The following is a 24,614-nucleotide window of genomic DNA, read 5'->3' as shown; positions in this document are numbered from 1 at the left end:
GTTAGTTATTGCTGATCGTTACCTGTAAATATTTTCCTGGATTATTTGTATCTGTTACAAACCAGCCAGGGTTACCATCTTTATCGCGACCTAATTTTGCACCCGGTACAGGAGGTTCTGCAGGCAGGCCATTTTTAGCCGCTTCTGTTTTTACCGGTTCCGGTTTGTTAGTCGGCATAAAACTAGCCTCAATTAGCTCATAAACGCTATCGCTGAAAGCTTTGATGATCTGATCAACTTCATCATCGGTATGCGCAGCTGTAATAAAGCAAGGGAAAAGGTCCCAGATATGGATGCCTTTAAGGCGCATCAGTGTAAACAGCAGTTCGCCGTAAGCCAGTTCATAATCAAACTTGATCTTCCATAACGAACCGAACGATGGGATATGCAACGGCAAACCTTCTTTTTCACAAATTTCATTCAATGCATCAGCAAGGCGTTTGGTCAGGGCATTAAGGCCTTCCTGCAGGGCGGGGCCTTTTTCCTTCATGTAGTTCAATGATGCTTTTGCGGTGGCTAAAGCCAAGGGATGACGTACAAATGTACCTGCAAAATAGGTTACACCGGCTTGAGGCGATGAGTCATCACCAAATTGCCAGTTGCCGCCATCAAGCGCGTCCATATATTTGCTAATACCGGCAATGGCGCCGATAGGCATGCCACCGCCAATAACTTTACCGTAAGTGCCCAGATCAGCTTTAATGCCGAACATGGCCTGCGCGCCGCCTGGGTGCATCCTGAAGCCTGTGATTACCTCGTCAAATATCAAAACTGTTTCTGACTGACGGGTAATCTCCCTTACGCGCTTTAAAAATTCAACAGGGCGGAAGTCTGGTCGGCGGCTTTGGGCCGGCTCAACCAATACTGCCGCCAGCTCATGCGCGCGTTCGGCTATAATTTTTAATGATTCTTCGGTACCATAGTCCAGGATCAGCATATTCTGCACTACATCGGGCATAATGCCCGGCGCGGCGGGTACGGTTTTTAACTTTTTAGTTCCACGAACAATAACCTCGTCGTTAATGCCATGGTATGAGCCATTAAACGCGACAATAAGTGAACGGCCGGTTACGGTACGTGCTATACGCATTGCACCTAAAACCGCTTCGGAGCCGGTATTACATAAAGCGGCACGGTCAAAATTGGTAAACTCGCATATCAGTTTACTAACCTCACCCGCAAGTTCATGTTGAGGGCCTATTTCGTATCCTTTTTCAACCTGCTCCAATACAGCCTGTTTTAATACATCGGTTTGGTAGCCCAGAAAGTTTGAACCAAATCCGTTCAGCGCATCTATATACTCATTACCATCAATATCCCAAACACGGCTCCCTTTTGAGCGGTTAACTACCAGCGGGTAAACAATCTCTTTGGTTAACGGGCGGAAGCCGCTCACTACGCGAGGATCGGCCATGTATGACCTGTCCTTTTGTGTTTGAGCTTTACTGCCTTTGGTTTTGGCGTTATATTTTTCTGTAAGATCTTTTAAAAATGCCTGCTGCTTATCGGTTAAGCCCTGTACCTGTTTTTCGATACGAGCTGTTGCTCCGAAAGGTTTTTTTAATTCAACCTGCTCTTCCGGAGTAAAATCTGCAGCAAGTGAAAGTAAGGATTTAGCCGGCGTAACTACAGGGGCCGGAGCATTATAAGTTTGCTGAGGCGGTGCCTGTGCTGCGGGTGCATTGCCTTGTATATAAGATAGCTGATTGGCGAGTAATTGCAACTGCTGAGATATTAAACTGATGGCGATATCATTGCTTCCCTGATTTGCAGCAGGGTAGGTCGGAGCTCCATTATTACTAATAAACTGGGAATAGTGTTGAATTACAGGTTGTGCACCTGCATTAGTTTCGCCATGTTGAAATGCAGGATTTACAGCAGGGGCAACCTGCGGCTGAAATGCATCGGCAGGTAAAGTGTTGTCCAGGTAAACTGCAAGCAGTTCAAGGCTACTATATTCTTCAAACAGCTTTCTGAATGTAATAGGTACGTTGAAGATCTTTTTTAGGTTGGTAGCTATTTGTGTAAGCGAAAGCGAGTCGAAGCCTATTTCAATAAAGCTCATGCTGGTTGCTGCCATATCTATTTCAATACCGGCTGCGTCTTCAAAGATCTCTTTAAGTTTATCAATTAAAATATCCTTCCTCATCAGTACAGGTTGCGTAGGTTTTGTATTTGTTTGTTGTTGGGTTAAGGTTTCAGGGACAATGTTTATTGTTACAGCAGGTTCAAGCCAATACCGTTTATGATCAAAAGCATAGGTTGGGATATCAATCTTTTTACGGTTTTGCGCTAAATAAGTTGCCTCCCAATTTGGTTGGATGCCATTTAGCCATAGCTGGCCCAGTGCTTTTAATGAGCTATGATATTCTGTTAAGGTATCAGTTTGTTCAAAGCCCGCTATTACAGGGATATTCTTGCCTGTGTTATGCTGGCGTGCAAGTGTGGCCAGTATGTTTCCCGGGCCACATTCAAGCAGTAAGCGGCTATCATCTTCTGCAATGGTATCCAGTGCATCTGCAAAACGAACGGTGTTACGCAGGTGTTGCGCCCAATAATCAGGATCGGTTGCTTGCGCTTCGCTTAGCCAGGTGCCGGTTACGGTGGATATAACGGGCTTTACCGGCTTATTTAATGTTACAGATCTAACTACTTCTTTAAATGGCCAAACAATATTATCCATCATCAGTGAATGGAAAGCGTGACTGGTTAAAAGCAGCCGTGCGGGGATCCCTTTTTCAGATAGTTCTGCTGTAAATGCTTTAATGGCATCTTCAGGGCCGGCCACTACGCAAAGCTTCTTGCTATTTACTGCGGCTATGGAAAGCCCGGCAGGTAATATGCCTTTTAATTGCTCTTCCTCGATACGTACCGAAAGCATTTGGCCGTACGGAGCACTGCTTACCAGTCGAGCCCGTTCCGATATCAGCTTTAGGGCATCCGGCAGGCCGAACACTCCGGCCAGATGTGCGGCTACAAACTCGCCTATGCTGTGCCCCATTAATATGGCCGGCTCAATGCCTTTGCTCATCCATAGGCGGGCCATGGCGTATTCTAAAATAAATAGTGCAGGCTGAGTGTATAATGTATTTTTTATCCTTTCTGCCGATTGCGGGTTGGCAGGATCAGCAAATATTATCTGAAGAAGATCAGCGTGTATAGTTCCCTGCAACAGACCTATACATTCGTCTACCGCACCTTTAAAAACGGGCTCGTTTTGATACAGGTCATGACCCATATTTACATATTGCGAACCTTGTCCGGGGAACATAAATACTACCTCGGCAGGAATGGTGTTGAGCTTTTTAACAGATAGCGGGTCGGTGTTTGAAGCATTTAGCTTTACTATCAGGTCGTCGGCATCTGTTGCCACTATAAAACGGCGATAATTAAAATCTGCACGTGTTGTTTGCAGCGTGTAAGCTACATCGTTAAGGTCAATACTTTTATTTTTCTGTACAAATGCGGCAAGTTTCACGGCGTATTGAGCTAAACTTTCTTCGCTTTTGGCCGACCAACTGATCAGCTTTAAAGGTTTGCCTGCGCCGGGTTCAATAGATTCGGTTGTTTTATATTCCTCCAAAACAACATGTACATTGGTGCCGCCCACGCCGAAGGAACTGACTCCGGCTCGTTTGAGCTCAGCATCCCAGGGCGCAAGTTCTGCGTTAACAAAAAACGGCGTATGCTCTATATCGATATTAGGGTTGATCTTTTTGAAAAACAGCGACGGAGGCATTTGACCATACCTCATAGCAAGCACGGTTTTGATCAGCCCGGCAACTCCTGATGCCGCGGTAAGGTGGCCAAAGTTACTTTTAACCGAACCTATAGCACAAAACTGATTTTGCTCCTGCTCGCCGAAAGCGAGGTTTAGCCCTTCAATTTCTATCGGATCACCTAATGGGGTAGCAGTGCCGTGCGCTTCTACATAACTTATGGTCGAGGCATCTATGCCGGCATCAGCAATGGCCGCAGCTATAGCGCCGGCCTGCCCATAAGCGTTTGGTCCTCCGAAACTTCCTTTTTCGGCACCATCATTATTTACGCCAACGCCTTTTATTACGGCATAAATAGTATCACCATCGCGCTGGGCATCTTCCAAACTTTTTAAAAGCACTACGCCTGCGCCATCGCTAAAGACAGTGCCCGATGCTTCGGCATCAAAAGGACGGCAATGACCGTCAATGCTCATCATTGAGCCTTCTTCGTAAATATGGCCGCTTTTTACAGGCGATGTTATGGATGCGGCACCCGCGATTGCAACCTGGCATTGCCCGCTACGGATACTGTTTACTGCCTGTGTTACAGCTAAAAGAGATGTTGAACAAGCCGAATATACCGCGACAGCAGGGCCTTTTAGGTTTAACTGATAAGCCGTACGGGTTGCTATGTAGTCCTTTTCATTTAAAGTACGTACCTGGAAATGGCCAACTGTTTCAACTATTTCCGGGTTGGTTAATACATTGTTGTTGTAATAGGTGTTGTACCCACAGCCTGCAAATACACCGGTTAGTCCGTCATATTTTTGAGGCAGATGGCCTGTTTTTTCCAATACTTCCCACGCAAGTTCCAGAAAGATACGTTGCTGTGGATCCATCAGTTCGGCCGCGCGCGGGTTAAAACCAAAAAATCCGGCATCAAACTCATCGGCACCGTTAATGATGCCTCTTGCCCTTACATAGGCCGGGTTGTTTTTTTCGTTAAGCGGAACGTACTTGTCTAATTCTTCCTGAGTGAAAAAGCTGGTGCCTTCATGCCCCCCGGCAAGCATTTGCCAAAATTCATCGGTGGTATCAGCGCCCGGGAACCGACCAGCCATGCCAATGATGACCACATCAGTATTGCTCCCTGTTGATTTTACTTTTTGTGCCAGAAGAGGAGATGCTCGCTTATTTGCTCCACCGATCAGCTTGGCGATACCGCCAATAGTTGGATATTGATATAGTTTGGTGATTGGAACTTCGTAGTTAAAACGCTGCTTTAATAGTGCAACAGTTTTTAACGCCAGCAATGAATTACCACCTAATTGAAAGAAATTATCATCAATGCCCACCTTATCAAACTGCAGCAGCTCAATTAAAATAGCGGCTATGTTTTTTTCGGTTTGGTTTGATGGTGCTTTGTACAGCACATCAAGTTCGGGGCGTTTAATATCTGGTTTAGGCAGTGCTTTCCTGTCAACCTTACCGCTGGTTGTTTTGGGTAGTTCCTTCAGCCATATATATGCCGAGGGTAGCATAAAATCAGGAAGTTGCTCCTCAAGGGATTTGCGTACCGCTTCGGTATCTTGTTGATCGCCAGATGATACAAGATAGGCTACCAGCCGTTTTTGCCCTGCAGCATCTGCGGGGGCGGTTACCACTGCTTGTTTTATATTTTCAAGCTGATTGATCAATACCTCAATTTCACCGATTTCTACACGGTTACCACGAATCTTAACCTGTGTATCCCTGCGGCCCAGGTATTCGATATTACCGTCGCTCATAAAACGGGCCAGATCGCCGGTACGATAGATCCGGATAGTTTTATTGCCTTCTTTCCAGTCGATGAATTTTTCGGCTGTCATTTCGGGCCGGTTCAGATAGCCGTTTGCCAGGCTTATACCCGAAACGCACAATTCGCCGGTTTCGCCGTCGGCCACCCTTTTCAGGTTTTCATCAAGCAATATGATCTCTGTGTTACTAATAGGAATGCCTATGGATGGAAGTGCAGGCCATAAAGATGCATCGCCGTCCAATCTTAGCTCAGTAACCACGTGAGTTTCTGTAGGGCCATATTGGTTAAAAAGTACACATCCTGGCAGTGCATTAAAAAAACTTGCTATTTGCGGGGTAATCTTTAGCTGCTCCCCGGCAGTCATTATTTCTTTTAAGGAAACCGGGATATGATTATTCGCTATCGCCGCCTCTGTAAGATATTGCAATACTACAAACGGCAAAAAGATGCGGTTGATGGCATGCTTATCAATAAACTGTAACAATTTAACCGGATCAATCCGTAACTCTTCATCTACCAAAAACAAAGTGCCACCGGTACCTAACGTAGCGAAAATCTCCTGGAATGATACATCAAACGTTAAAGGCGCAAATTGCAATGTATTGATGTCCGCGGCGGAGATTGAGTTTTCCTGTTGCCATAACAACAGGTTAACCAATGCCGCATTGCCCATTGATACTCCTTTTGGGGTTCCGGTTGAGCCTGAGGTATATAACACATAGGCTAAATCAGTCAAATGAGTTTGCTGGAATGATTTAGTTGTAAGCTCAAAAGTTCCATCGGCAAGCAGGATGTTTACAGGCAAGCCCTCAAACAGATGCTTTTTATCCGAGGCCGCGATACAAGCCTGTATACCCGAATCGATAATAATGGTTTCGAGGCGATCTTTTGGATATTCCGGATCAAGAGGTAAGTAACCTTTGCCGGCTTTTAGTATGGCCAGTACACCAATTATAGTATGAATGCTCCGGTTTGCGCTAACTCCAATTATCTCCGAATCCGGATAAAAAGTTAAGATAGCGGCGGCAAGTTCATCGGCTTTTTTGTAAAGCTGATGATAGGTAACACTATCAGTGTTATGTACAACAGCAACGGCATCGGGTAATTTTATCCGCTGTTGTTCAAATAGGTCGTATACAGTTGGGGCAATAGATTCCCCACTTTTTAAAACAATCCCCGGCTCAATACTCATCAGGTTCAATAAGGTTTGACCACGTATAGCGGTCAGAATATACTTTATAAATTAGTTGACAGGTAATTCAAAAAGCAGCAGAAGACAAATTCTCTTAATTTGATCTTCTTTATCATTAATTATTTTAATGCAACCCTTTTATCTATTCAATGTATTAAACTATAAAATAATTATCCTGTTAACTTATAATCAATTATTTACTGCTTCCGTTGTACTTTTTCCCAAACCGCGCTTTGTTTCGTACTGAAATAGCGAATGATGCCTGCCAGTACTGCATAATTCATAACGCAGAAGTAATAGGGAATAAAAAGAACTTTAATGCGCAGTTGCCGCTTTTCCATAAGCAGCCCCAGCAAGGCCAATATATAAAACAATACCTGTGCCAATAGTAACAATTGCATATCGGTTTCGTTTGGTTTAAGCGCCAATACAACGGTTAAAATAAATGACAGGATGAGCAGGAAGGGAGTGATTGTCCACCTCAAAACCCGGTGACTAACATATTGGAACGACAAAACCGGGTAGGGGAACGGGTTGAACAGTTTTTTAAGCCTTAGTATAGATTGAATTCCGCCGGCTGCTATTCTCACTTTCCGTTTTAACTCTTCCGAAACATTTTCAGATGCGGTTTCTGTGGCATATGCCTCCGGTTCGTAAACAATGCGGTAGCCTTTGGCAGCTATAAGCATCGATATCATAAAATCATCAAGCACAGTATCCGGCTCAACGGGTTGGTATAATGAGCGGCGTACACTAAACAGTTCACCGGCAGCACCCACAACCGAATATAGCTCTGAGTCCCATTTCTTTAATGCCGATTCGTACTTCCAGTAAAAACCTTCACCAGCTGCGCTGGCATCTGCGTTTTCGTCTATATGTACCCGTTTTTCACCGGCAACGGCTCCAACTGTTGCGTCGCTGTAATGCCTGCAGATCTTGATCAATGCATCTTTATTTAAAAAAGTATTGGCATCGGTAAATACTACGGCGTCGGTATCAACATACTCCATAGCGCGGTGTACGGCAGCAATTTTTCCCGCGCGTTCGGGCTTGTGCAATAATTGTATCTGGGGGTACCGGGCAATAATATCAGGTGTTTTGTCTGATGAGCCGTCGGTAACAAAAAGTAGTTTCAGTTTTCCTTCCGGATAATTTAACTGAAGGCTGTTTTTGATCTTCTCCTCAATAAAATACTCTTCATTATAGGCCGCTATAACCAGGGTGCATGAAGGAAGTGTATCCGGATTTTCTGTAGGGAGTGCTTTTGTGCCCTTAAAAATTCTTTTGATCCTGATAATGATATACAGGAAAATTCCGTATCCAACAAAAGTGTAAAAAACAATGAACAGGCTTATGGCTAAAATTATTTTCATGCTATGGTATTAATGGGGTATCCTAAATTGCTGCTGTTTTTTGAATGAGTAAAGTTCCACCATACTGCTTTAAAAAGCATAGGTATAAATCCGTATTGTTTCTCTTTAATATAATTGACCAGGTTTCGGGGCACTACTAAAAACAGGAAATAAAAATAAAAGAAGATCTTTTTAAACAACGGAGCATTCCGCCGGGTAAAAAGGATGCGGTTGCGGTTCATGAAATATTCCTTAAGCTTGCTTTTTTTACCTACAGAAACCGATTCTTTATGGTAAATAAGTGCATCAGTACAAACCCACGCTTTAAAACCGGCTTTAATGATATGTTCGCACCAGTCAACCTCTTCGTAGTATAAAAAGAAGTTTTCGCACATCATACCAGCCTTTTCAATAGCTTCTTTCCTGATCATCATGGCAGCCCCATGGCAATAAGCAGTAGGGGCAGTTATATGATCAAACTGGCCTTCGTCCTTTTGCTTTAAACCAATTACACTATTACGGCAGGTATAATAATTCATGGGTGTGTAGCCGGCATATTGGATCAGGTTTTTATCGCTAAAATATTTGATCTTGGGCGATATCATGCCAACGGCCGCATTGCCATCCATCACCTCTGTAAGTTTTTCAACCAGGCCTGGGGTAAACTCGGTATCGTTGTTTACCATGAAAATGTAATCGCCTGTGGCAACGGTAAGTCCGAGGTTATTACCGCCTGCAAAACCCAGGTTAATGTCCGAACGGATAAATATTATTTCCGGATATTTTATTTTCCAATCGGTTACAGGATTTATTTTACTCGCATTATCTACAACAATTATTTCCATATTGCTGTAAGTACTCGTATTTTTAATCGATAATAACATTTCTTCTGTAACAGTAGGCTGATTGAAATTTACGGTAACAACGGAAACTTTTTTCATCTGAGAGGGGTTATTATCAATAAAGCTTTTTACGGCTAATATCAGTAAAAGTTAACCAAATTATACTACGATATTCCTTTGAAGAATAAACTACCAAATAATGATGAAGTGCTGCTTGATACCAAAGTTGATGAGCTGGTTCTACTGCTAAAAAAGGGAAATATTGATAAAGAATATATTAGGGCGATACAGCAAAAAATAAATAATGCCATTGAGCCTGATACTTCGCCTCAAAAATTTGATGTCTTTGGCGAAATAGATGAGGATCAGAGCCGTTTGGACATGGTAAATAATCTTGAGTTTTTGCTGGCCCAGCACCCGGTTGATAGTCGTCAGGCAAAAAAGTACCGGCTGCAGGAAAAGTTAAAGCATGCTGTTTTGATAGGGATAGCCATTACGATGATTGTACTTGGTTTAGCCATGATCATCATGCCTGCGCCACCGTACTTTGAAATGTTTACCATTTTTTATTTTACAAAGGATGATGGTATAACTTTAATGGATGTTATATCGGTATTAATCGTATTAACAGGCGTATATTTGTTTATAAACGCTTTACTGCGGAAAAGCAATTCCTGAATACCTGAATTATGCCGAAGCAGCCCCAAATATTACTGGTTGATGATAGCCCGCTTGTTTTAAAGGTTATTGGCCGGGCTTTGGAAAAAGAGGGTTTTGTTTGCCATAAAGCGAATAATGGGGAGGAAGCCTTAGCATGGCTTAAAAATGATATCCCCGACTTGATCCTGTCCGATTACCAGATGCCAGGTATTAATGGCTTCGAGTTTAGGCAAAGCCTAATGGCGGTTCCGGAGTTTAAGAACATTCCTTTTATGTTCTTAACATCAGTTACCGATCATGATCATATGATAGCCGGGATGAGTCTTGATGTTATTGATTATATTGATAAGGATACGCCAATAGCCTTTGTTATTTCAAAGATCAATAATTTCCTGAACAGCATTCGTGAAAGGCATGAGCATACCATACGTGAACTAAGCAGTGCCGCGATGGCGCTCAATCTGTATTCAGTTCCGAAGGAAACGCCCCGTATAAATGGTTTTGAAATTGATTTCTGGCACAAATCATTTGAAAACTATCCGGGCGGAGATTTTATTGATGTGATATCTATTAATAATAGGTATACTTTTATTATCCTGGGCGACGTGATGGGGAAAAAGTGGGGAGCATGGTTTTTTTCCTTTGGATATCTGAGTTATATAAGGGCCGCGGTGAGGCTATGTGTTTCGGAGGGCGATGTGTCGACCAAAAGCATCATGCAAAAGATCAACTCGGTTATTTATCATGATCCGGTTGTGAGCGAAGTGCTATCTACACTGTCGCTTATCATGATTGATGCTGAAAGTGAAGAATTGAGTTATACCGGTGCGGGCGATTTACCGCTCTTGTATTTCTGCAAGGCCAAAAATAGGCTTGACCGGATCTCTTCAGCTGGGCTACTGCTTGGAGTTAGTAAACAAGGTGGTTTTGATGAGCATCTGTTTACCATGCGGCCCGGCGATCAGTTAATGATGATAACTGATGGATTAATTGATAAAGAAACGCCTGCAGGTAAGAAAACCGATTTGAATAGCTTTACCAGCGAAATTGAGAGATATCTTGGTAAATCTGATTCATTCATGACCTTAAAAAATGATGGCTTTTTAAATGAAAAGGCCAATGAACAAATTGACGATTGCAGTTTAATATTTATTCAAAAAAACAGTTAAATGATACTACGTACACATTTGCTTGATAATGCACTAATAGTGGACATACAGCTTAAAGAGGCCAATTTATCAAATGCCGATCAGTTTAAGGCAGAATTGCACAGTCTCATCAATAGTGGAAATAAGTATGTTATAGTAAACTTTGAGCAGGTGATATACGTAGATAGTTCTTTTTTAGGTGCGCTGGTATCGGCACTTAAACTGGCCATGAACAACGGAGGTGATATTGCCGTGGTTGGTTTAAATAGCGATATCAGATCATTGTTTCAATTGGTGCGACTTGACAAAGTGTTCAAGATATATACAAATACACAGGAGGCTTTAACCGGGGCATAAATTAATTTACCACCTTGAAAAAGTTTGTTTTTAACAATGAAACCGAAGGTATTTATCCTTTAACAGTGCAGATCATCGGCTATATAAAAAATATTGCGAAAGATATAGTTGATGACGACGCGGATTTCAGGATAAAAACTATCCTGATAGAGTTGCTTACCAACTCACTTAAGCACATGGGGACCGACGTAACCAATATCGGGGTTGATCTGAAAAGCAACAAACTATATATCAGTAAACAGGATAAGGGAAAACCGCTGCAAATTAATACCCGCCAGGCGATACTGACCTGGCCGCTGTTAACCAACAAACTGGCCCAAAACGAAATTGCCATTTATGGGGATGACTTTGGTACATTGAAGGGACGGGTGAAAAACAGCAATCACCTGGAGTTTTTTACCGAGGATTTTGATGTGCAATACGTTAGTAAAGAAACTGTAATGGGGTTAAACGAACATTACGGCCTCATGATCATAGCGCGCGCCAGCGACGCGTTTGATTACAAGCATAAACCTGGTACCGGGATAAATACCTTTACTTCGGTAATTGAACTTAAGCAGCGGTAAATATTACTGCGTTATTTTCTGGAAACGTTTTTTAATGTTGAGAAAAGGTTTCTCATATCCAAAGTACGACAGTGAAGCCAGCCCAATAGCACAACCAATAGTAACAGTGTATATGATAATGTTTTGCATTACCATATTCATAGTCGGGACATAGTTATGTACAAGGTATAGGGTTAAAAATAGGGGATATTTATGCAAGAGATAAATGCCATAAGATATCTGGCCTATATAATCAAGCGCTTTACTGTTTATAGTATAAATACTGGTTTCGGCCTGGCAAAGGTTAACAATGAGCAGTGAAGAAATGACGGCCAGCGGAACATCGCCGTGTGGGATGTCATGGATTAAATACAGGTAAACATAACCCAGAAAAATAATGGATAGTATCACCTGCATATAAGGTTTAAACATGAGATCAAACAGCGGCTGCAATTTAAACTTAAACGATGGGTGCCTGGTGTTATGAAATATAACGGCAACTGCCGCGCCAATCATCATGTTGTCAAAACGGGCGTAATAAAAAAACTGGCTGAATATTTTCCAAACCGGGTTTTCATGATTAAGGTTGTTAATGCTTAACTGCAATGCCCAAATCAATGCAATGAAAATCAGGAAGGCATAAAGGATGTTTTTAGGGTTCTTTATCCTGAAGAAATGCGGGTGGAAAATATAAAATTGTTCTTCAGTACCTATCGACCAGATAGGGTTGAAAATTTCCGGCAGCATTTGCAGGCAGAATGCCAGGTTAGGCATAAAAAATACAGATAACCAAAGTCCTGTTGTTGCGCCTGTTCCCGGATAAATAAAAAAGCCTACAACTACCAATAAAAAATACAAGGGCCAGATCCGGAGCATACGCCTTACATAAAAGGCTTTAAAGTTTACTGCCGAAAAATTACGTTTTTCTTCTAACAATAAGTAGGTTATCAGAAACCCGCTTAACGCAAAGAATATGGTAACACCCGTTTTACCAAAGTTAAGTATAGTTAAATGAGGGATCCGCGCAACGTGAAAGTCGACCTTATGCAGCTCGATATGGGATATTACTACCATGAGCGCAGCAAGAGCCCTTACTCCATTTAAATTGGAGAAATAAACCCTTGCTTTGCCTGTTGATTTTAAATTCTTTTCGGTAGTAGTAGTATTCATAAGTAGCACCGCCGGTAAAGCTCATTTTAACTAAAAGTTTTAACACGGTTGGTTTATTGGCAGATATGTGCTGGACAGCTTAACTTTTTGCCACCCTGTCCAGACACTTCTGCAGTACTTCGGCAAATTCCTTGTCATTTGGCGGAGCAAAAATGGTGTTGTGCTCACCCGGAATCTCGTGTACATTCACACCTTTAATCGCGAACGGTTTCCAGCCTAAAAACTCAAAATCTTCCATATAAAAAGTCCGCTTTTTGGCTCTGAATAGGTCGAGGGTTATGTTTAACGGCTTCAATATGTAGTTGCGTAATGCCTTTTCGCTTGCCTCGTCAATCTCGTTATCATAAGCAAAAAAGCCTTCGCGTTTTTGGTTAGGCTTAAATACCTTCCAATAAAGCTTTATCATCTGGCGTTTAAGCATCAGGCCTTTGTACTCAATGGTACGTTTAGGGTCTTCGGCCAGTAGCACAAAGCTGTGGGCGAATTGCTTAGCACGAAGCGTTGTTTTATCAACAATCTTTTTAGCCTTGCTGTCGTTTACATCTGAGCGATCAGCGTAAGTATCAAACATGGCAACCATTTTAACCTCTTTGCCTGCCGCTATGAGTTGATTTGCCATTTCGTATGCGATAATACCACCTAATGAATAACCCGCCAATGCATACGGCCCTTCAGGATTTTTAGCCACGATCTCGGCAATATAGTTTGCCGCTATCTCTTCCATTACGTCCAAAGGCTCATCAATGCCGTTCAAGCCGCGGGCCTGCAAGCCGTAAACCGGTTGCTCTGCATCCATATTCATGGCAAGGGCGTTAAATAATAATACATTTAAACCTGCACCGTGAACAATATACAACGGCATTTTACTGCCAGTTGGCTTGATAGGTACCAGCGATTCCCAGCTGATTACCTCATTGCCCTCAAGTCGTGCGGCAAGTTTTTCGATTGTCGCGTGCTCAAACAGGGTAGCTAATGGTAAACGCTTGCCGGTTTCCTGCTCAATAGCGGCCATGATTTTCACAGCAACTAATGAACGACCACCCAATTCAAAGAAATTATCCAGGATACTGATCTGCTCAATACCCATGTTTTGCTGCCATATTTTGGCAACTAACTTTTCGTTATCGGTACGTGGGGCAACAAATTCGCCTTCGCGATATATGATGTTATAATCGGGCTTAGGTAATGCTTTGCGATCTATTTTACCGTTAGGAGTAATAGGTATGGCGTCCATCACCACAAAATCATCCGGAACCATGTATTCAGGTAAAACTTCCAGCAAGCCTTTTTGCCATGCATCAAACTGGTTTTTAAGGTCGAGCCCTTCTTTCGGCTCAGGCGTAATTACATACGCTACCAGGCGTGGCATTCCCGGAGTATCTTCACGGGCTATAACTACTGCCTGTTTAATATTATCCTGCTTTAACAGGTTTTGTTCAATTTCTTCCAGCTCAATACGGTAACCACGCACCTTAACCTGGTGGTCGATACGGCCAAGGCAAACAATTTCGCCATCATGCCTGATCTTGCCCAGGTCACCGGTACGGTACATCCGGGCGCCCTCAACGGTTGAGAAGATATCTTTCACAAAACGTTCGGCCGATAATTCTGCACGGTTAAGGTAGCCAACGGCAACACCATCGCCACCGATATAAATCTCACCGATTGAACCATCGGTAAGGTTATTAAGCGCCTCGTCTAAAATATAGATCTGGGTGTTGGCAACAGGTTTACCAATAGTGATATCCTCATCGCTGGTAATCTGTTTTATGGTGGAGTAAATGGTTGTTTCGGTTGGGCCGTAAAGGTTCCAGATCTCCTCACATTTAGGCAAAAGTTGTGTAACTAAATCCTTTGGAAACGCTTCGCCGCCACAATACACCTTTAACGGCAATTTGCTATCCCAACCAGATACCAGCATCATGCGCCAGGTAAAAGGAGTAGCCTGCATTACAGTCACATCTTCTGCTTTAACCAGGTCAACCAAAGCACGGCCGTCTTTTGCCGTAGCCGAATCGGCTAATAAAAGTTCGGCACCGGTTATCAGCGGTAAGTATAAATCCAAACCAGCAATGTCGAAAGAGATGGTTGTTACAGCCAGTACCTTATCGGCAGTAGTCATGCCCGGTACCTTTTGGCAACTTAATAAAAAGTTAATCAGGTTAAAGTGCCGAATCTGTACACCTTTAGGTTTACCGGTTGAGCCTGATGTGTACAGGATATAAGCCAGGTCTTCGCCGTTTACGCCTGTTTCAGGCTCGGCAGCAGGATATGATGGAAATTTCTCTAATGCCGCCTCAATCAAAACCTCAATTGAGTTTGCAGCAAAGTGATTATGATATTTTTCAGAAGTGATCAGAATTTTGGCTGATGAATCTTCCAGCATAAATTCGATACGGTCTTTCGGATATTCAGGATCAAGTGGTACGTATGCGGCACCGGCTTTCATAACGGCTAAGAGCGATATCACCATTTCGGGCGAGCGGTCAAGTGCTACACCGGCAACATCACCTCTTTTAAGGCCCTGATCAATCAGGTAACCGGCCAGCTTATTGGCGGCTTCGTTTAGTGCCTTATAGGTTAGTATACGTTCATGAAATTTCAGCGCCACTTTATCCGGATACTGATGTGCAGCAGCCGCGGTTAAATGGATAAGTGCCTTTTCTTTGGGATAATCTACAGCAGTATTGTTTAACATGCTTATAACGTCGGTATTCAGAGGGGCATCCATAATTGTTTATATGCTATATTATTCCTGGTTCAATTAATTATCAATCTTGTTTCCGTTATTTAACAGCAGTTGCTTCGTTGTTTACGGGTTCTGCAGGAGCGTGATCGTGCGGCGTATGAATAAACCTTTTGTTTGCTCCCTTAAGTTTAAACAACAGCAGGAACATGGTGAAAAATATAAGTGGTAGTTTAAGCATAGCCGTTAAAAGTTTTCCGTTGTAGAACGATGTCGGTATGGCAACTATGATACCAAGGTAACAAGCCACAGTTGCACCAAGCCATAAATGCCAGTGCGGACCGATGCCCGGAGTAAAAAATGATATCAACAACATAAGCGGCATAAGGCCAAGCATCAGCACGCGCGGCAGGATGGCCATCTGGTAAATCTCGTTCACATAATCAAAGTTGCCGCGGAAAAATTGTGCAGGAGCAGTAGCACCGTATTTCTTAAGCAAGTTAAATTGGGCCGAAAGCCAGCGTTTACGCTGCTTTTCAAATACTGCCGGATTACTTACTTTTTCGTCGTAGATGTACGCTTTTCCAGCATAGGCAACGTGGATTTTATCGCGGGTGAGTAGTAACCCCATTTCTTTATCAAAACCGCCTACAGCATCAATACGCGACATTACATTCACAAAAAGCTTGTATTCTAAAGCCATTCCTGAGCCGATAATTGCAGCCGAAAACTTAAATAACTGCTGCGACTTCCTGAAAATGTGATTGTTAACTTCTTCGCTCACCGCATCAAGTATAGCTACCTGCGTATTTGAGTTTTTTGCAACGCGATGGCCCTGAACCACAAGATGGCCTGCTTGTAAATAATTATTGATCTGGTGCAGATAATCAGGAGCGGCAATATTATCAATATCAAAAACAACTGCGGCATCGTAACCTGCAGCTGTATTTTCAATGGCTTTATTTAAGGCTTTTGATTTGGTACTGGTTTCAAAAACTACCTCAACCACCTGCAACGGCATTTGCTTTAATTTAACAATGGTTTCAGGTTTCATAGAATCGGCAATCACGCAAATCGTAAACATATCTTTCGGATAGTCGATAGTTAAGGCCGCTGCCGCCGAGTTTAAAATAATTTCATCTTCTTTATAAGCGCAGATATAAACAATGAATTTGCTGAGCTTAGTTGCCGTAACTGGCTGTTTAATGGGGATTAATTTCCCCAGCACAGAGAACACAAATAGGTACAAGCTATATACCCCAAGGTATATAAACAGCAAAATGGCGACAACAGATGCAATGAATTTGATGATTTCCATGTGTTTTGATGATAATCCCTGTTTTACATTAATTTATAAGTAACAGGTATGTTTCTCTAAATTTTAACCTTTCTGCTTATTATTCAAATTTGTTGCCAGCAGGCTTTTGATCTCTGTTATACGGTGCTCCCAGGTATTTTGTGCTGCTACTTTTAATCTTTTTTGTTGTAAAAAAGGAGTATCGTTTAACGATAGGTTAATTGCGGCAGTAAATTCATCAGCATTTTTGCAGATGTACACTGTATCACCGGTAAATTCTTCCAGGTCACCGTTAAAATCGGTGATCACTACAGGGCGACCGGAGCCAAGATATTCGAATAATTTGAGGGGAAAAATAGAACTGCTTACATCATCCTTTTTAAAAGGAATAATAGCAACGTCAAAGCCTTTAAGCACGGCAGGTAACAGTTCATAAGGCACCGCGCCTTTTTTGAAAACATTGGGAGCATTAAAAGCAGGATTGTTTTCGTAATCTATATCAACAGGCCCAACAAAAACAAAACTTTTATCCGGGTTTTGCGCCGTTAGTTGTGAGAGCAGATCGTAATCAATACGGCGTTCAATATTCCCGAAATAGCCGATGATGGGCTTTTTAACATCCGACAGGATCTCTGCAACAGGCAAAGCCGGGTCAAGTGCTTTTTGGCTATGGCTGATATTGGCCGCATTAGGTACAAAGTAGGAGTTAGGGTTAAGCTTTGCTTTTATATTGCTCAACTCCTTGCTGGTGCTGATCACCATATCCATATCCTTCACCAAAATATCTTCGGATATAAGGCCATGACGGGTTTGGTATTCTTCAATCAGCGGATCAACACAGTGATAAACCTTAAGCAACGGTTTCTGTTTTAGCAACCGGTGCATGGTGGGATAGTAAAACGCGTAGGAGTTGATGAAGATAAAATCTTTAATCCCAAGGTTTTTAATAACCTTGTTGAGCCTGCCTGCTACAATCCCTTCGTTTACTTTCAAGGCCAACCGGTAAATGGCACCTTCAGGCAACGAATTTATAGATGGTACAGGAGGCGTTATGATGATCTTTAAATTCGGGATCTCCGTTTGGATAAAACTATCCTTGGGCGAAAAAAAATGCGGTTTGCGGGCGTTGTATCCGGGCGTATTTTTAAACTGGATATAATCTTTCCAGGTGTATGGCCGGTCAACGTAGTATACGAAATTATCCTTAGCCAAATGTTTGGCCATGGTATAGTTAGTCGACTCAAGACGGCTATCAAACTGCATCTGCGAGAATATAACGATATGCCGGTTTTTTAGCTCCATAAATATAGCTTACTATTCGGTTAGTTGTTTTCCTTTGATTTTGCCAATCACAACACCAATGAGTTCTTTTAGTTCGATATAACCTAAAACAAAGATGTCGGATATTTTAAACTGCAGGTTTTTCTTTAATGCCCAGTAGCCAAATATGGCGCCTGTAAAAAATGTGAAAATAGATGCAATGGCAACGGCATAAAGGCTGTGAAATACCAGGATACCGGTAAAATCACCAATAACGTTAACCGTTAGCATCAGGAACACTTTGATCATGTTAAGGTGCGGCTTGTTAATGATATCAAGCGTGATCCCGAAAAACCTGTCGATAGGCAGGAGCATCACATAGCACATAAAAATCCTGAAGATATTACCTGCATCCGAGTGCTGGTATTTGGCCCCGAATATCAGTCCGATAATAAGATCTGCAGCAGCGAAACAAACTATAGCGATAGGAGTGAGCGCCATGGTAAGCATGCCCGCGTATTTTTTCATGATGTAGGTTACATGCTTTTTATCGCCGCGCTGTACAGCGGCCGACATTGCAGGCAGGGCGGTAGAAATGAAAGCCCTTAACGGGATCTCAAATATTTCCATGAGCCTTTGCGGGATATAGTAAACCGCCAGCAAATCCGGGCTGAACATGGGTTTTACAATCAGTGTATCTGAGCTCCTGAGCAGGTACGAGCTTATGGATGTGCCTACGCTGAATTTTCCGAAATGGGCCATTTCTTTTATGGTATCCCAGCTTCTGTGAGCTATGGTTTTTACCTTGGCCCAACCTATAATAACGCAAATGATACTGCTTAACAGGTTAGCCGCAAAGTAAGAATAGATAGTGGTCTCGAAATTTGATTTACCTGCAATGGCCAACCCTACTACCAATATGAGGAAGCCTCCCTGGTTCATTAATTGCAGAATGAACATTTTATCAAAGCGTTCTTCGGCCTGCAGAATCCAAAGGCTAACCGCCGATGGCAGCGTACAAAAATAGATTAAGCTGAACCATTTGAGCGTAATGGCTATATCCGCATCCGGATTTCTATAAATGAGATAGATCAACAGGTTGACAACGCCAAATACCAAAGTGATGCTGAAGCCAAGAAACCAGGTTGATCCGGAGATATTTTTCATCCGTTCAACCGTTGAGCCCGAATAGAATTTAATGAGCGAGGTTTGAAGGAAGCCTGTGCGGAAGGTATCTGCCAGCGTAAATACGATCAGGAAAAATACGTAATTACCAAAGTCAGGTTTGCTCAACCTGCGGGCCAGCAATGATAATATTACCATCCCTAAAACCGGCAAAACCGCGTTGGTGGCCAGCGAAAGCGTGTGTTTGTTTATTAACTTTTTAAATAAACCCATGTATATCGTTTTACGCTTTCTCCCACGTTTGAGTTGTGAAATTATACTGTTTTATTACTTTGGCAGGGTTGCCTACAGCTACCGAATAAGGCGGGATATCACGTGTTACCACGCTGCCAGCCCCAATAACCGAATGTTTACCAATAGTTACCCCGGCTGTTACCACGCAGTTAGCGCCTATCCATACGTTGTCGTCGATAGTGATTTGTTTGGTAGTAACCTTTTGATGACGTGGGGGAATACTTACATCCTGATATCCGTGATTGAGTCCCGAGATAACAACGTGCTGTGCAGTCATGCTGAAATTACCTATTTTAACCGGGCCTATGATTACCGTACTGATGCCAACGCCCGATCCTTCGCCTATAAAAACATCACCAACACCGTTGTTGATTACCGCGAAATCTTCTACAATACTTTTAGTACCAAGAGCGAATTTATTGAATGGAAAAAGGTCCATCCGTGCATTACGTCGTACAACGCTGCCCTTGCCGCGCTCATGAAAAAAGCGGTTAAGTATTAGCCTTACCCAAAGCCTCGGCCTTGATTGACCGGGAGGGATCAGCATCCAGTGGACTAATTTTTTTAATTTCGGATTTGATTTTATGGATGATACAAATGACATCTGCTTAGTTAATTAGTATTGTCTCTGTACTGTTTTTCTTTTTTAATTCTTCCTGCTCCTGATCATCAATGCGCTTACATACTACAAGGATGGATATGGCCAGGTAAAACAGGATGTTTGAAGGGTATTGAACGAGTGCCTGCTGCGGAAAGTTACCTATGTTAAACGCAAAAAGAATAAGCAGCATGGCCAGACAATAATTTTTGAGTTCGGGATTTTTAATACTGAAATAGAAGTTGATCCCCGTTTTGAGTACCACGAAGAAGAGCGTGCAAAATAGAATGAGGCCCACCCAGCCCATTTCAACGGAAACACGTACATAACCGCTATCCGGTGGGAATTTAGCCAGCATAGAATTTGGCGAAAACTTTCGGCCCCAAACACCTACAGAGCCCAGGCCACCACCGATAGGATGGGAGAGGATAAATGGTTTGATCTTCTTCTGATTTTCGGCGCGTACATTATAGGATGGGTCATCAGAAGGATTGAAGGCTGTCTGAAAACGTTTGATCAAAGGGTTTGATGTTGGCATCACAATCAAAATACCCAATAAGGCACCGGCTACGAGCGTAAAGGTTAAAACCCGCCGGTTAAAGTTTAACACAGCCAGCATTGAAAGTGCTCCCGGCACTAATACGTAAGCAGCTCTGGTACCAGAGTAAAGCATCACATACAGAAAAAAGCCGGCAATACAGCCCAGTGTTACCTTGCGCCTAAGCGGAATATCACCCATAAGCAACACAACGCAAAGCAGCGCGCCAATAACCATGTTATACGAAAACGTAACCGGATCCGAAAAGATGCCAAACTTACGCATGTGCCCGTTAATAAATAACAGGCTTACACGCAACGGATCGGCGTACAGATACTTGTGTTCGAATGGGAAAAAGCCAATGTTTTCTTGTTGAAAAGCGGAGATCCCGGCCAATATATCCAGGAATATCCAAAGCTTTAATAAGGTTTTAATAAACTTTACCGTGCGGATTTGGTAAACAAAAACGTAGTACATAAGCATGATAAAACCTACTGTACGCACGGTATAAATCCATGCCAGCCTTGACTCGGCAGATGGATTTACAAATTCGAGCATATTGTACGCCAGCCACACCAATATCATGTAACTGATCGGGTTTTTGAAATAGGTCCAGTTCCGTTCTGTACGTTGTTTAATAAAAAAACCGAGGATGAGCAGGTAGGTTGTTACGTCCATCAGTGTACCGATAGGAACCTGATCTGGTAAAAATTCCGAAACGTAGCTGATAAAAAATGCTGCTATGATCAGTGCGCAGATCCCGAATTCGGGATAAACAGTAATTGCGAATACGATAGGCAAGCCTATAGTTAACGCCAAAACAGCACCCACACCTATAAATTCGAGCTTATAAGTTAAAAAGCTTATAGCAAGTGAAGTAATCAGCAGAAAAAGCAGCGCAAAGGGATGCGAAAACTTTTGAACCATAAGGCTTTTCCAAAAGCTTTGCTTAACTCCAGTATTGCCTGTTTGTTCATTACGCATGCAGTAGAATAGAAATGCTTTTTAAAAAATTACAGGAACAGGATTTTTACAGCCCATACAAACACACCAATAAATGCAAATACTATAGCCGCTTTGCGTGTTTTTTTTTGAAGCGGACTTAAATCTTCAAATGGATCCTTTTCTCGTTTAGGAGGGTCTATTCTCATTTTAAGTAGTATTAATAGTTAAACGATGCCTTGTAGCAAGCAACCAATTAAGAATTCTTCTCTTTTTTCTGATTGTATTCAGTTTTATTGAGTACCCAACCCGCAAACTTGTTTTCGAGCCCTTTCAAATAGGTTATGTATTGCTTTTGAGGATTAGTGATCTTTTTATTAGCCTCAAATACCGCTATGGTTTTATTAGCAAATAACAACCACTCTTTTGATTTATTAAGCGCCGTAAGTGGAGCGGTATCAATAATCACAACATCGTATTTAGAGCGTAAGTCGTCAAATCTGTTTTTTACAAACGCTTCGCTGCCAATTTCAAGCAGGGTTACATCGCCACCGCGATTACCTAAAACAGTAGTGCTTGCACTGCTTATTTCTTGCTGCGCGTTTGGATTATTTTTAAAATAATCTTCCAGGTAAATCTGGGGCTGAGCTGTGTTGCTTATAGTTGCGTTATTGAAATTACCGTCAATTAACAATACCCTTTTGTTAATCATTGAATAAGAGTAAGCCAAACTTATAGCAAGCAGGGTTTTACCCTCAGAAGGTTCAATACTTGTTATGGCTAACACTTTTTCGCCTCTTAACTCCTGGTCAATTTCAAACCTTATAGAGCGTAACAACTCTTTAAAAGTTTTCATCTTATCACGATGTTCAACGTCCCAAAGCTTACGCAAATCCAGGTTTTCGCCGCTTATCTTATTTAAATAACCCAATAGCGGTAACTGGGTTTTGTTAACCAGTTCGGTAGGGCTTTTAATAGTATCGTCAATATAAAATAACACAAACAGCCAAAAAACGCATGCAAATAAACTGCCTATACCACTCAGAATAATAAGCAGCATTTTTTTAGATGGCTGGGCTACATCGGGTTGGGCCATTTCAACCTGGATAAGTTTTATTGAAAAGCTTGAACGCAGGTTAGTTTCATTGTATTTGTTTAATACATCAAGATATTCTTTACCTGCAATGTCAATATCAAAATCATAGGTTTTTACTTTGGCATCAAACGGAACCAGTCGTGAAAACTTAGCGTTTAGATTTGCTAATTCATTTTCTATTGATTTGACGCTGTACTTGGCTAAATCCCGGGAAACTTCAAGTGTAAGTTTTTGTTTAATCTGATCGTCTTTAGCTATAAGCGGATTGGTGATGTATTTATCAGATGTTAAATTGATCTGGTTTGCCAGTTGTTGCTGTAAAGAATCAATTGATTCTTTGTACCTGTTATTAAAGCCGCTCCGTACATACTGATCTTCAAGTGTATGTAGCTGCTCCTGGGTAGAAATAATAGCCTGGTTGTATTTGTTGGTTACGGCTTCAACATATTTCCTCTCATCGGGCGTAAATTTTTGGTTGATAGCATCAATAGCTCCCTGGTTCGCTATCATGTCTTTGTCGGCCTGCAACTTTTTATCGTTGTAAACCATAATCTGACCAAAAATAGCTTTCGACTGCTCATCGAGGTTCAGTACACCGTTTTCAATTTTATATTGCTGCAATTTGCCGGTTTGATCACTAAGTGCTTTACGTTTAGCATCAAGCAGGTTAGATAAAAATGTTACCGCGTTTGATTCGTTTTGTTTTACACTCTGAGTGTAATAATCTATAAACTGTTTACACAATGTATTTACGATGAAAGCAGAAAGTTGAGGGTTTTCCGAATCAAAGCTCACAGATATAAAATCACTGTCTTCGTTACGCATAATCACCAGATCTTTCATGATGTTACGCTCATCATATTTCATCGACCTAAGCAATCCTATAACGGAGTTTTCGGTTTTATCGTAAACGGACAATGGCTCGAGGGTAGCAAATTTCTTTTTTAAAATTGCTAATACATTATCCTTTTCATACGAGTGCAGTTCCAATAATTCCTTACTTGGTTTACGAAAAGGGTAAGAATCAGTCAAGTCATGGATCATAAGCGAATAAGAAACCTGATCAACAAGTTTCTTTAGCTTCATGATAGCAATAAGGTTGCTGAATTCGCGGTAAACTTGCTGTTCTTGTACATTGGCAGTAGCGTCCTTATCAAGAAGGTGCCTGGAAGCATCAATGATACCGGTAGCAATTTCAGCGTGCGACTGATAACTATCTGGTAGATTTTTTACGAGAAAAAACGATGCTATAACCGCTACAAGCGGTATAATTATCAGCGTAGTCCTGTATTTCTTTAGTAGAGTGAAAAAGTTGCCTATCTCCATCGTTTACTTAACGTCTTCTAATTTAGTACCCAATAATTCTTCAAGATTGGTCTTGGCTGTAAATGTCGCTAATTCAGCTTGTACTTTAAAGGAGTTTTGGTTGTATAAACTGTTAAGTTGTTCGTTATAAATCTGAAAAGTTGTTTCACCTTTTTGGAATGCATATTTTAATTGCTTAACCGCACTTTCGGCATCTATTACTGCATTGGCCCGTAACCTTAGTTCGGCCTGCGCTTCAAGATAAGCGAAGTAAAAACGTTTAACCTGTGCCTCAAGAGTTAATAAATATGCTGCCTGCTGGTATTCAGCTACTTTGTAAGTTTCTTTTGCCTGACGGATAGCTCCAGGTCTTGAAAACATTTGGCCTATATTTAATGATATGGCTATCTGGTAGCCTTTAAATATTGTGGGCTGCGAAAGATTGATTGAGTTTTGCGGGCTATAAATGTAAGATGCCGTTACACCTTCAAGCCATGAAAATACCGTTGAATTGTAAAGGCCTTTAGCGGCATTCACCTGGCTTTGCCTTGCTTTAACTTCAGGATAGTTCTTTTTGGCGGTGGCTATCAGTTTTTCAAGGAACGGATAGTTAACGTCGTTTATAAATGAACTTTGCTGCGCTTGTACACGGCTGGTAAAAAAAAGAACGATTATAGAAAGATACGTGAGCTTTAGTTTCACAGGCAT

General features: G+C 42.0%; 17 protein-coding genes. 4 read left to right on the top strand and 13 right to left on the bottom strand.

The window, feature by feature from the left end:
* Position 1 precedes the first annotated feature (1 nt).
* From DUL71_RS11190 to DUL71_RS11180, 3 genes are all read right to left on the bottom strand, one after another.
* Entirely contained in the window at positions 2 to 6,691 is a 6,690-nt protein-coding gene (locus tag DUL71_RS11190; protein WP_114938154.1) for a polyketide synthase, read from the bottom strand.
* A gap of 197 nt (positions 6,692 to 6,888) precedes the next feature.
* Positions 6,889 to 8,064 carry a glycosyltransferase family 2 protein gene (locus DUL71_RS11185; RefSeq protein ID WP_114938153.1) on the bottom strand — a complete coding sequence of 392 codons (1,176 nt, stop codon included), beginning with the start codon at positions 8,062 to 8,064 and terminating at the stop codon, positions 6,889 to 6,891.
* Positions 8,061 to 8,984, bottom strand: a complete 924-nt coding sequence (locus tag DUL71_RS11180; protein WP_114938152.1) for a glycosyltransferase family 2 protein — start codon at positions 8,982 to 8,984, stop codon at positions 8,061 to 8,063. Before DUL71_RS11180 ends, DUL71_RS11185 begins: the two co-directional genes overlap by 4 nt.
* A gap of 78 nt (positions 8,985 to 9,062) precedes the next feature.
* On the opposite strand from DUL71_RS11180, the gene DUL71_RS11175 reads away from it, so the two are divergent.
* The 4 genes from DUL71_RS11175 to DUL71_RS11160 are packed head-to-tail and all read left to right on the top strand — an operon-like array spanning position 9,063 to position 11,616.
* The gene (locus DUL71_RS11175) at positions 9,063 to 9,563 is read left to right on the top strand and encodes a hypothetical protein (protein ID WP_154402361.1); all 501 of its coding nucleotides are present in this window, start codon (positions 9,063 to 9,065) and stop codon (positions 9,561 to 9,563) included.
* A gap of 11 nt (positions 9,564 to 9,574) precedes the next feature.
* Positions 9,575 to 10,714 carry a fused response regulator/phosphatase gene (locus DUL71_RS11170; RefSeq protein WP_244228736.1) on the top strand — a complete coding sequence of 380 codons (1,140 nt, stop codon included), beginning with the start codon at positions 9,575 to 9,577 and terminating at the stop codon, positions 10,712 to 10,714.
* Positions 10,715 to 11,050 carry an STAS domain-containing protein gene (locus DUL71_RS11165; protein ID WP_114938149.1) on the top strand — a complete coding sequence of 112 codons (336 nt, stop codon included), beginning with the start codon at positions 10,715 to 10,717 and terminating at the stop codon, positions 11,048 to 11,050.
* Positions 11,051 to 11,064: 14 nt separating this feature from the next.
* Positions 11,065 to 11,616, top strand: a complete 552-nt coding sequence (locus DUL71_RS11160; protein ID WP_114938148.1) for a hypothetical protein — start codon at positions 11,065 to 11,067, stop codon at positions 11,614 to 11,616.
* A gap of 3 nt (positions 11,617 to 11,619) precedes the next feature.
* On the opposite strand, the gene DUL71_RS11155 is transcribed toward DUL71_RS11160, so the two are convergent.
* From DUL71_RS11155 to DUL71_RS11115, 10 genes are all read right to left on the bottom strand, one after another.
* Complete coding sequence (locus DUL71_RS11155; RefSeq protein WP_114938147.1) at positions 11,620 to 12,765, bottom strand: acyltransferase family protein; 1,146 nt, start codon at positions 12,763 to 12,765, stop codon at positions 11,620 to 11,622.
* A gap of 79 nt (positions 12,766 to 12,844) precedes the next feature.
* On the bottom strand, positions 12,845 to 15,496 hold the full coding sequence (locus DUL71_RS11150; RefSeq protein WP_114938146.1) for a non-ribosomal peptide synthetase: 2,652 nt from the start codon (positions 15,494 to 15,496) through the stop codon (positions 12,845 to 12,847).
* A 55-nt stretch (positions 15,497 to 15,551) separates the two neighbouring features.
* Positions 15,552 to 16,769 (bottom strand): glycosyltransferase family 2 protein, encoded by a 1,218-nt coding sequence (locus DUL71_RS11145; protein WP_114938145.1) that lies wholly within the window; start codon positions 16,767 to 16,769, stop codon positions 15,552 to 15,554.
* A gap of 63 nt (positions 16,770 to 16,832) precedes the next feature.
* Positions 16,833 to 18,050 carry a glycosyltransferase gene (locus DUL71_RS11140; RefSeq protein WP_114938144.1) on the bottom strand — a complete coding sequence of 406 codons (1,218 nt, stop codon included), beginning with the start codon at positions 18,048 to 18,050 and terminating at the stop codon, positions 16,833 to 16,835.
* Between the two features lie 12 nt (positions 18,051 to 18,062).
* Positions 18,063 to 19,406: an oligosaccharide flippase family protein gene (locus tag DUL71_RS11135; protein WP_114938143.1), complete on the bottom strand. Its 1,344-nt coding sequence runs from the start codon at positions 19,404 to 19,406 to the stop codon at positions 18,063 to 18,065.
* Between the two features lie 10 nt (positions 19,407 to 19,416).
* Entirely contained in the window at positions 19,417 to 20,031 is a 615-nt protein-coding gene (locus DUL71_RS32665; RefSeq protein ID WP_114938142.1) for an acyltransferase, read from the bottom strand.
* 4 nt (positions 20,032 to 20,035) lie between these two features.
* Entirely contained in the window at positions 20,036 to 21,547 is a 1,512-nt protein-coding gene (locus DUL71_RS11125) for an O-antigen ligase family protein (protein ID WP_114938141.1), read from the bottom strand.
* Positions 21,548 to 21,576: 29 nt separating this feature from the next.
* Positions 21,577 to 21,714, bottom strand: coding sequence for a hypothetical protein (locus tag DUL71_RS32290; RefSeq protein WP_162996890.1), 138 nt, complete (start codon positions 21,712 to 21,714; stop codon positions 21,577 to 21,579).
* 47 nt (positions 21,715 to 21,761) lie between these two features.
* Positions 21,762 to 23,927, bottom strand: a complete 2,166-nt coding sequence (locus tag DUL71_RS11120; RefSeq protein ID WP_114938140.1) for an exopolysaccharide transport family protein — start codon at positions 23,925 to 23,927, stop codon at positions 21,762 to 21,764.
* A 3-nt stretch (positions 23,928 to 23,930) separates the two neighbouring features.
* Positions 23,931 to 24,614: a TolC family protein gene (locus DUL71_RS11115; protein ID WP_114938139.1), complete on the bottom strand. Its 684-nt coding sequence runs from the start codon at positions 24,612 to 24,614 to the stop codon at positions 23,931 to 23,933.

It is taken from the genome of Mucilaginibacter endophyticus (assembly GCF_003351025.1).
Taxonomy (GTDB): Bacteria; Bacteroidota; Bacteroidia; order Sphingobacteriales; family Sphingobacteriaceae; genus Mucilaginibacter; species Mucilaginibacter endophyticus.
The sequence above is the reverse complement of the archived record's forward strand: the minus strand, read 5'-3'. Positions and strand labels throughout refer to the sequence as shown.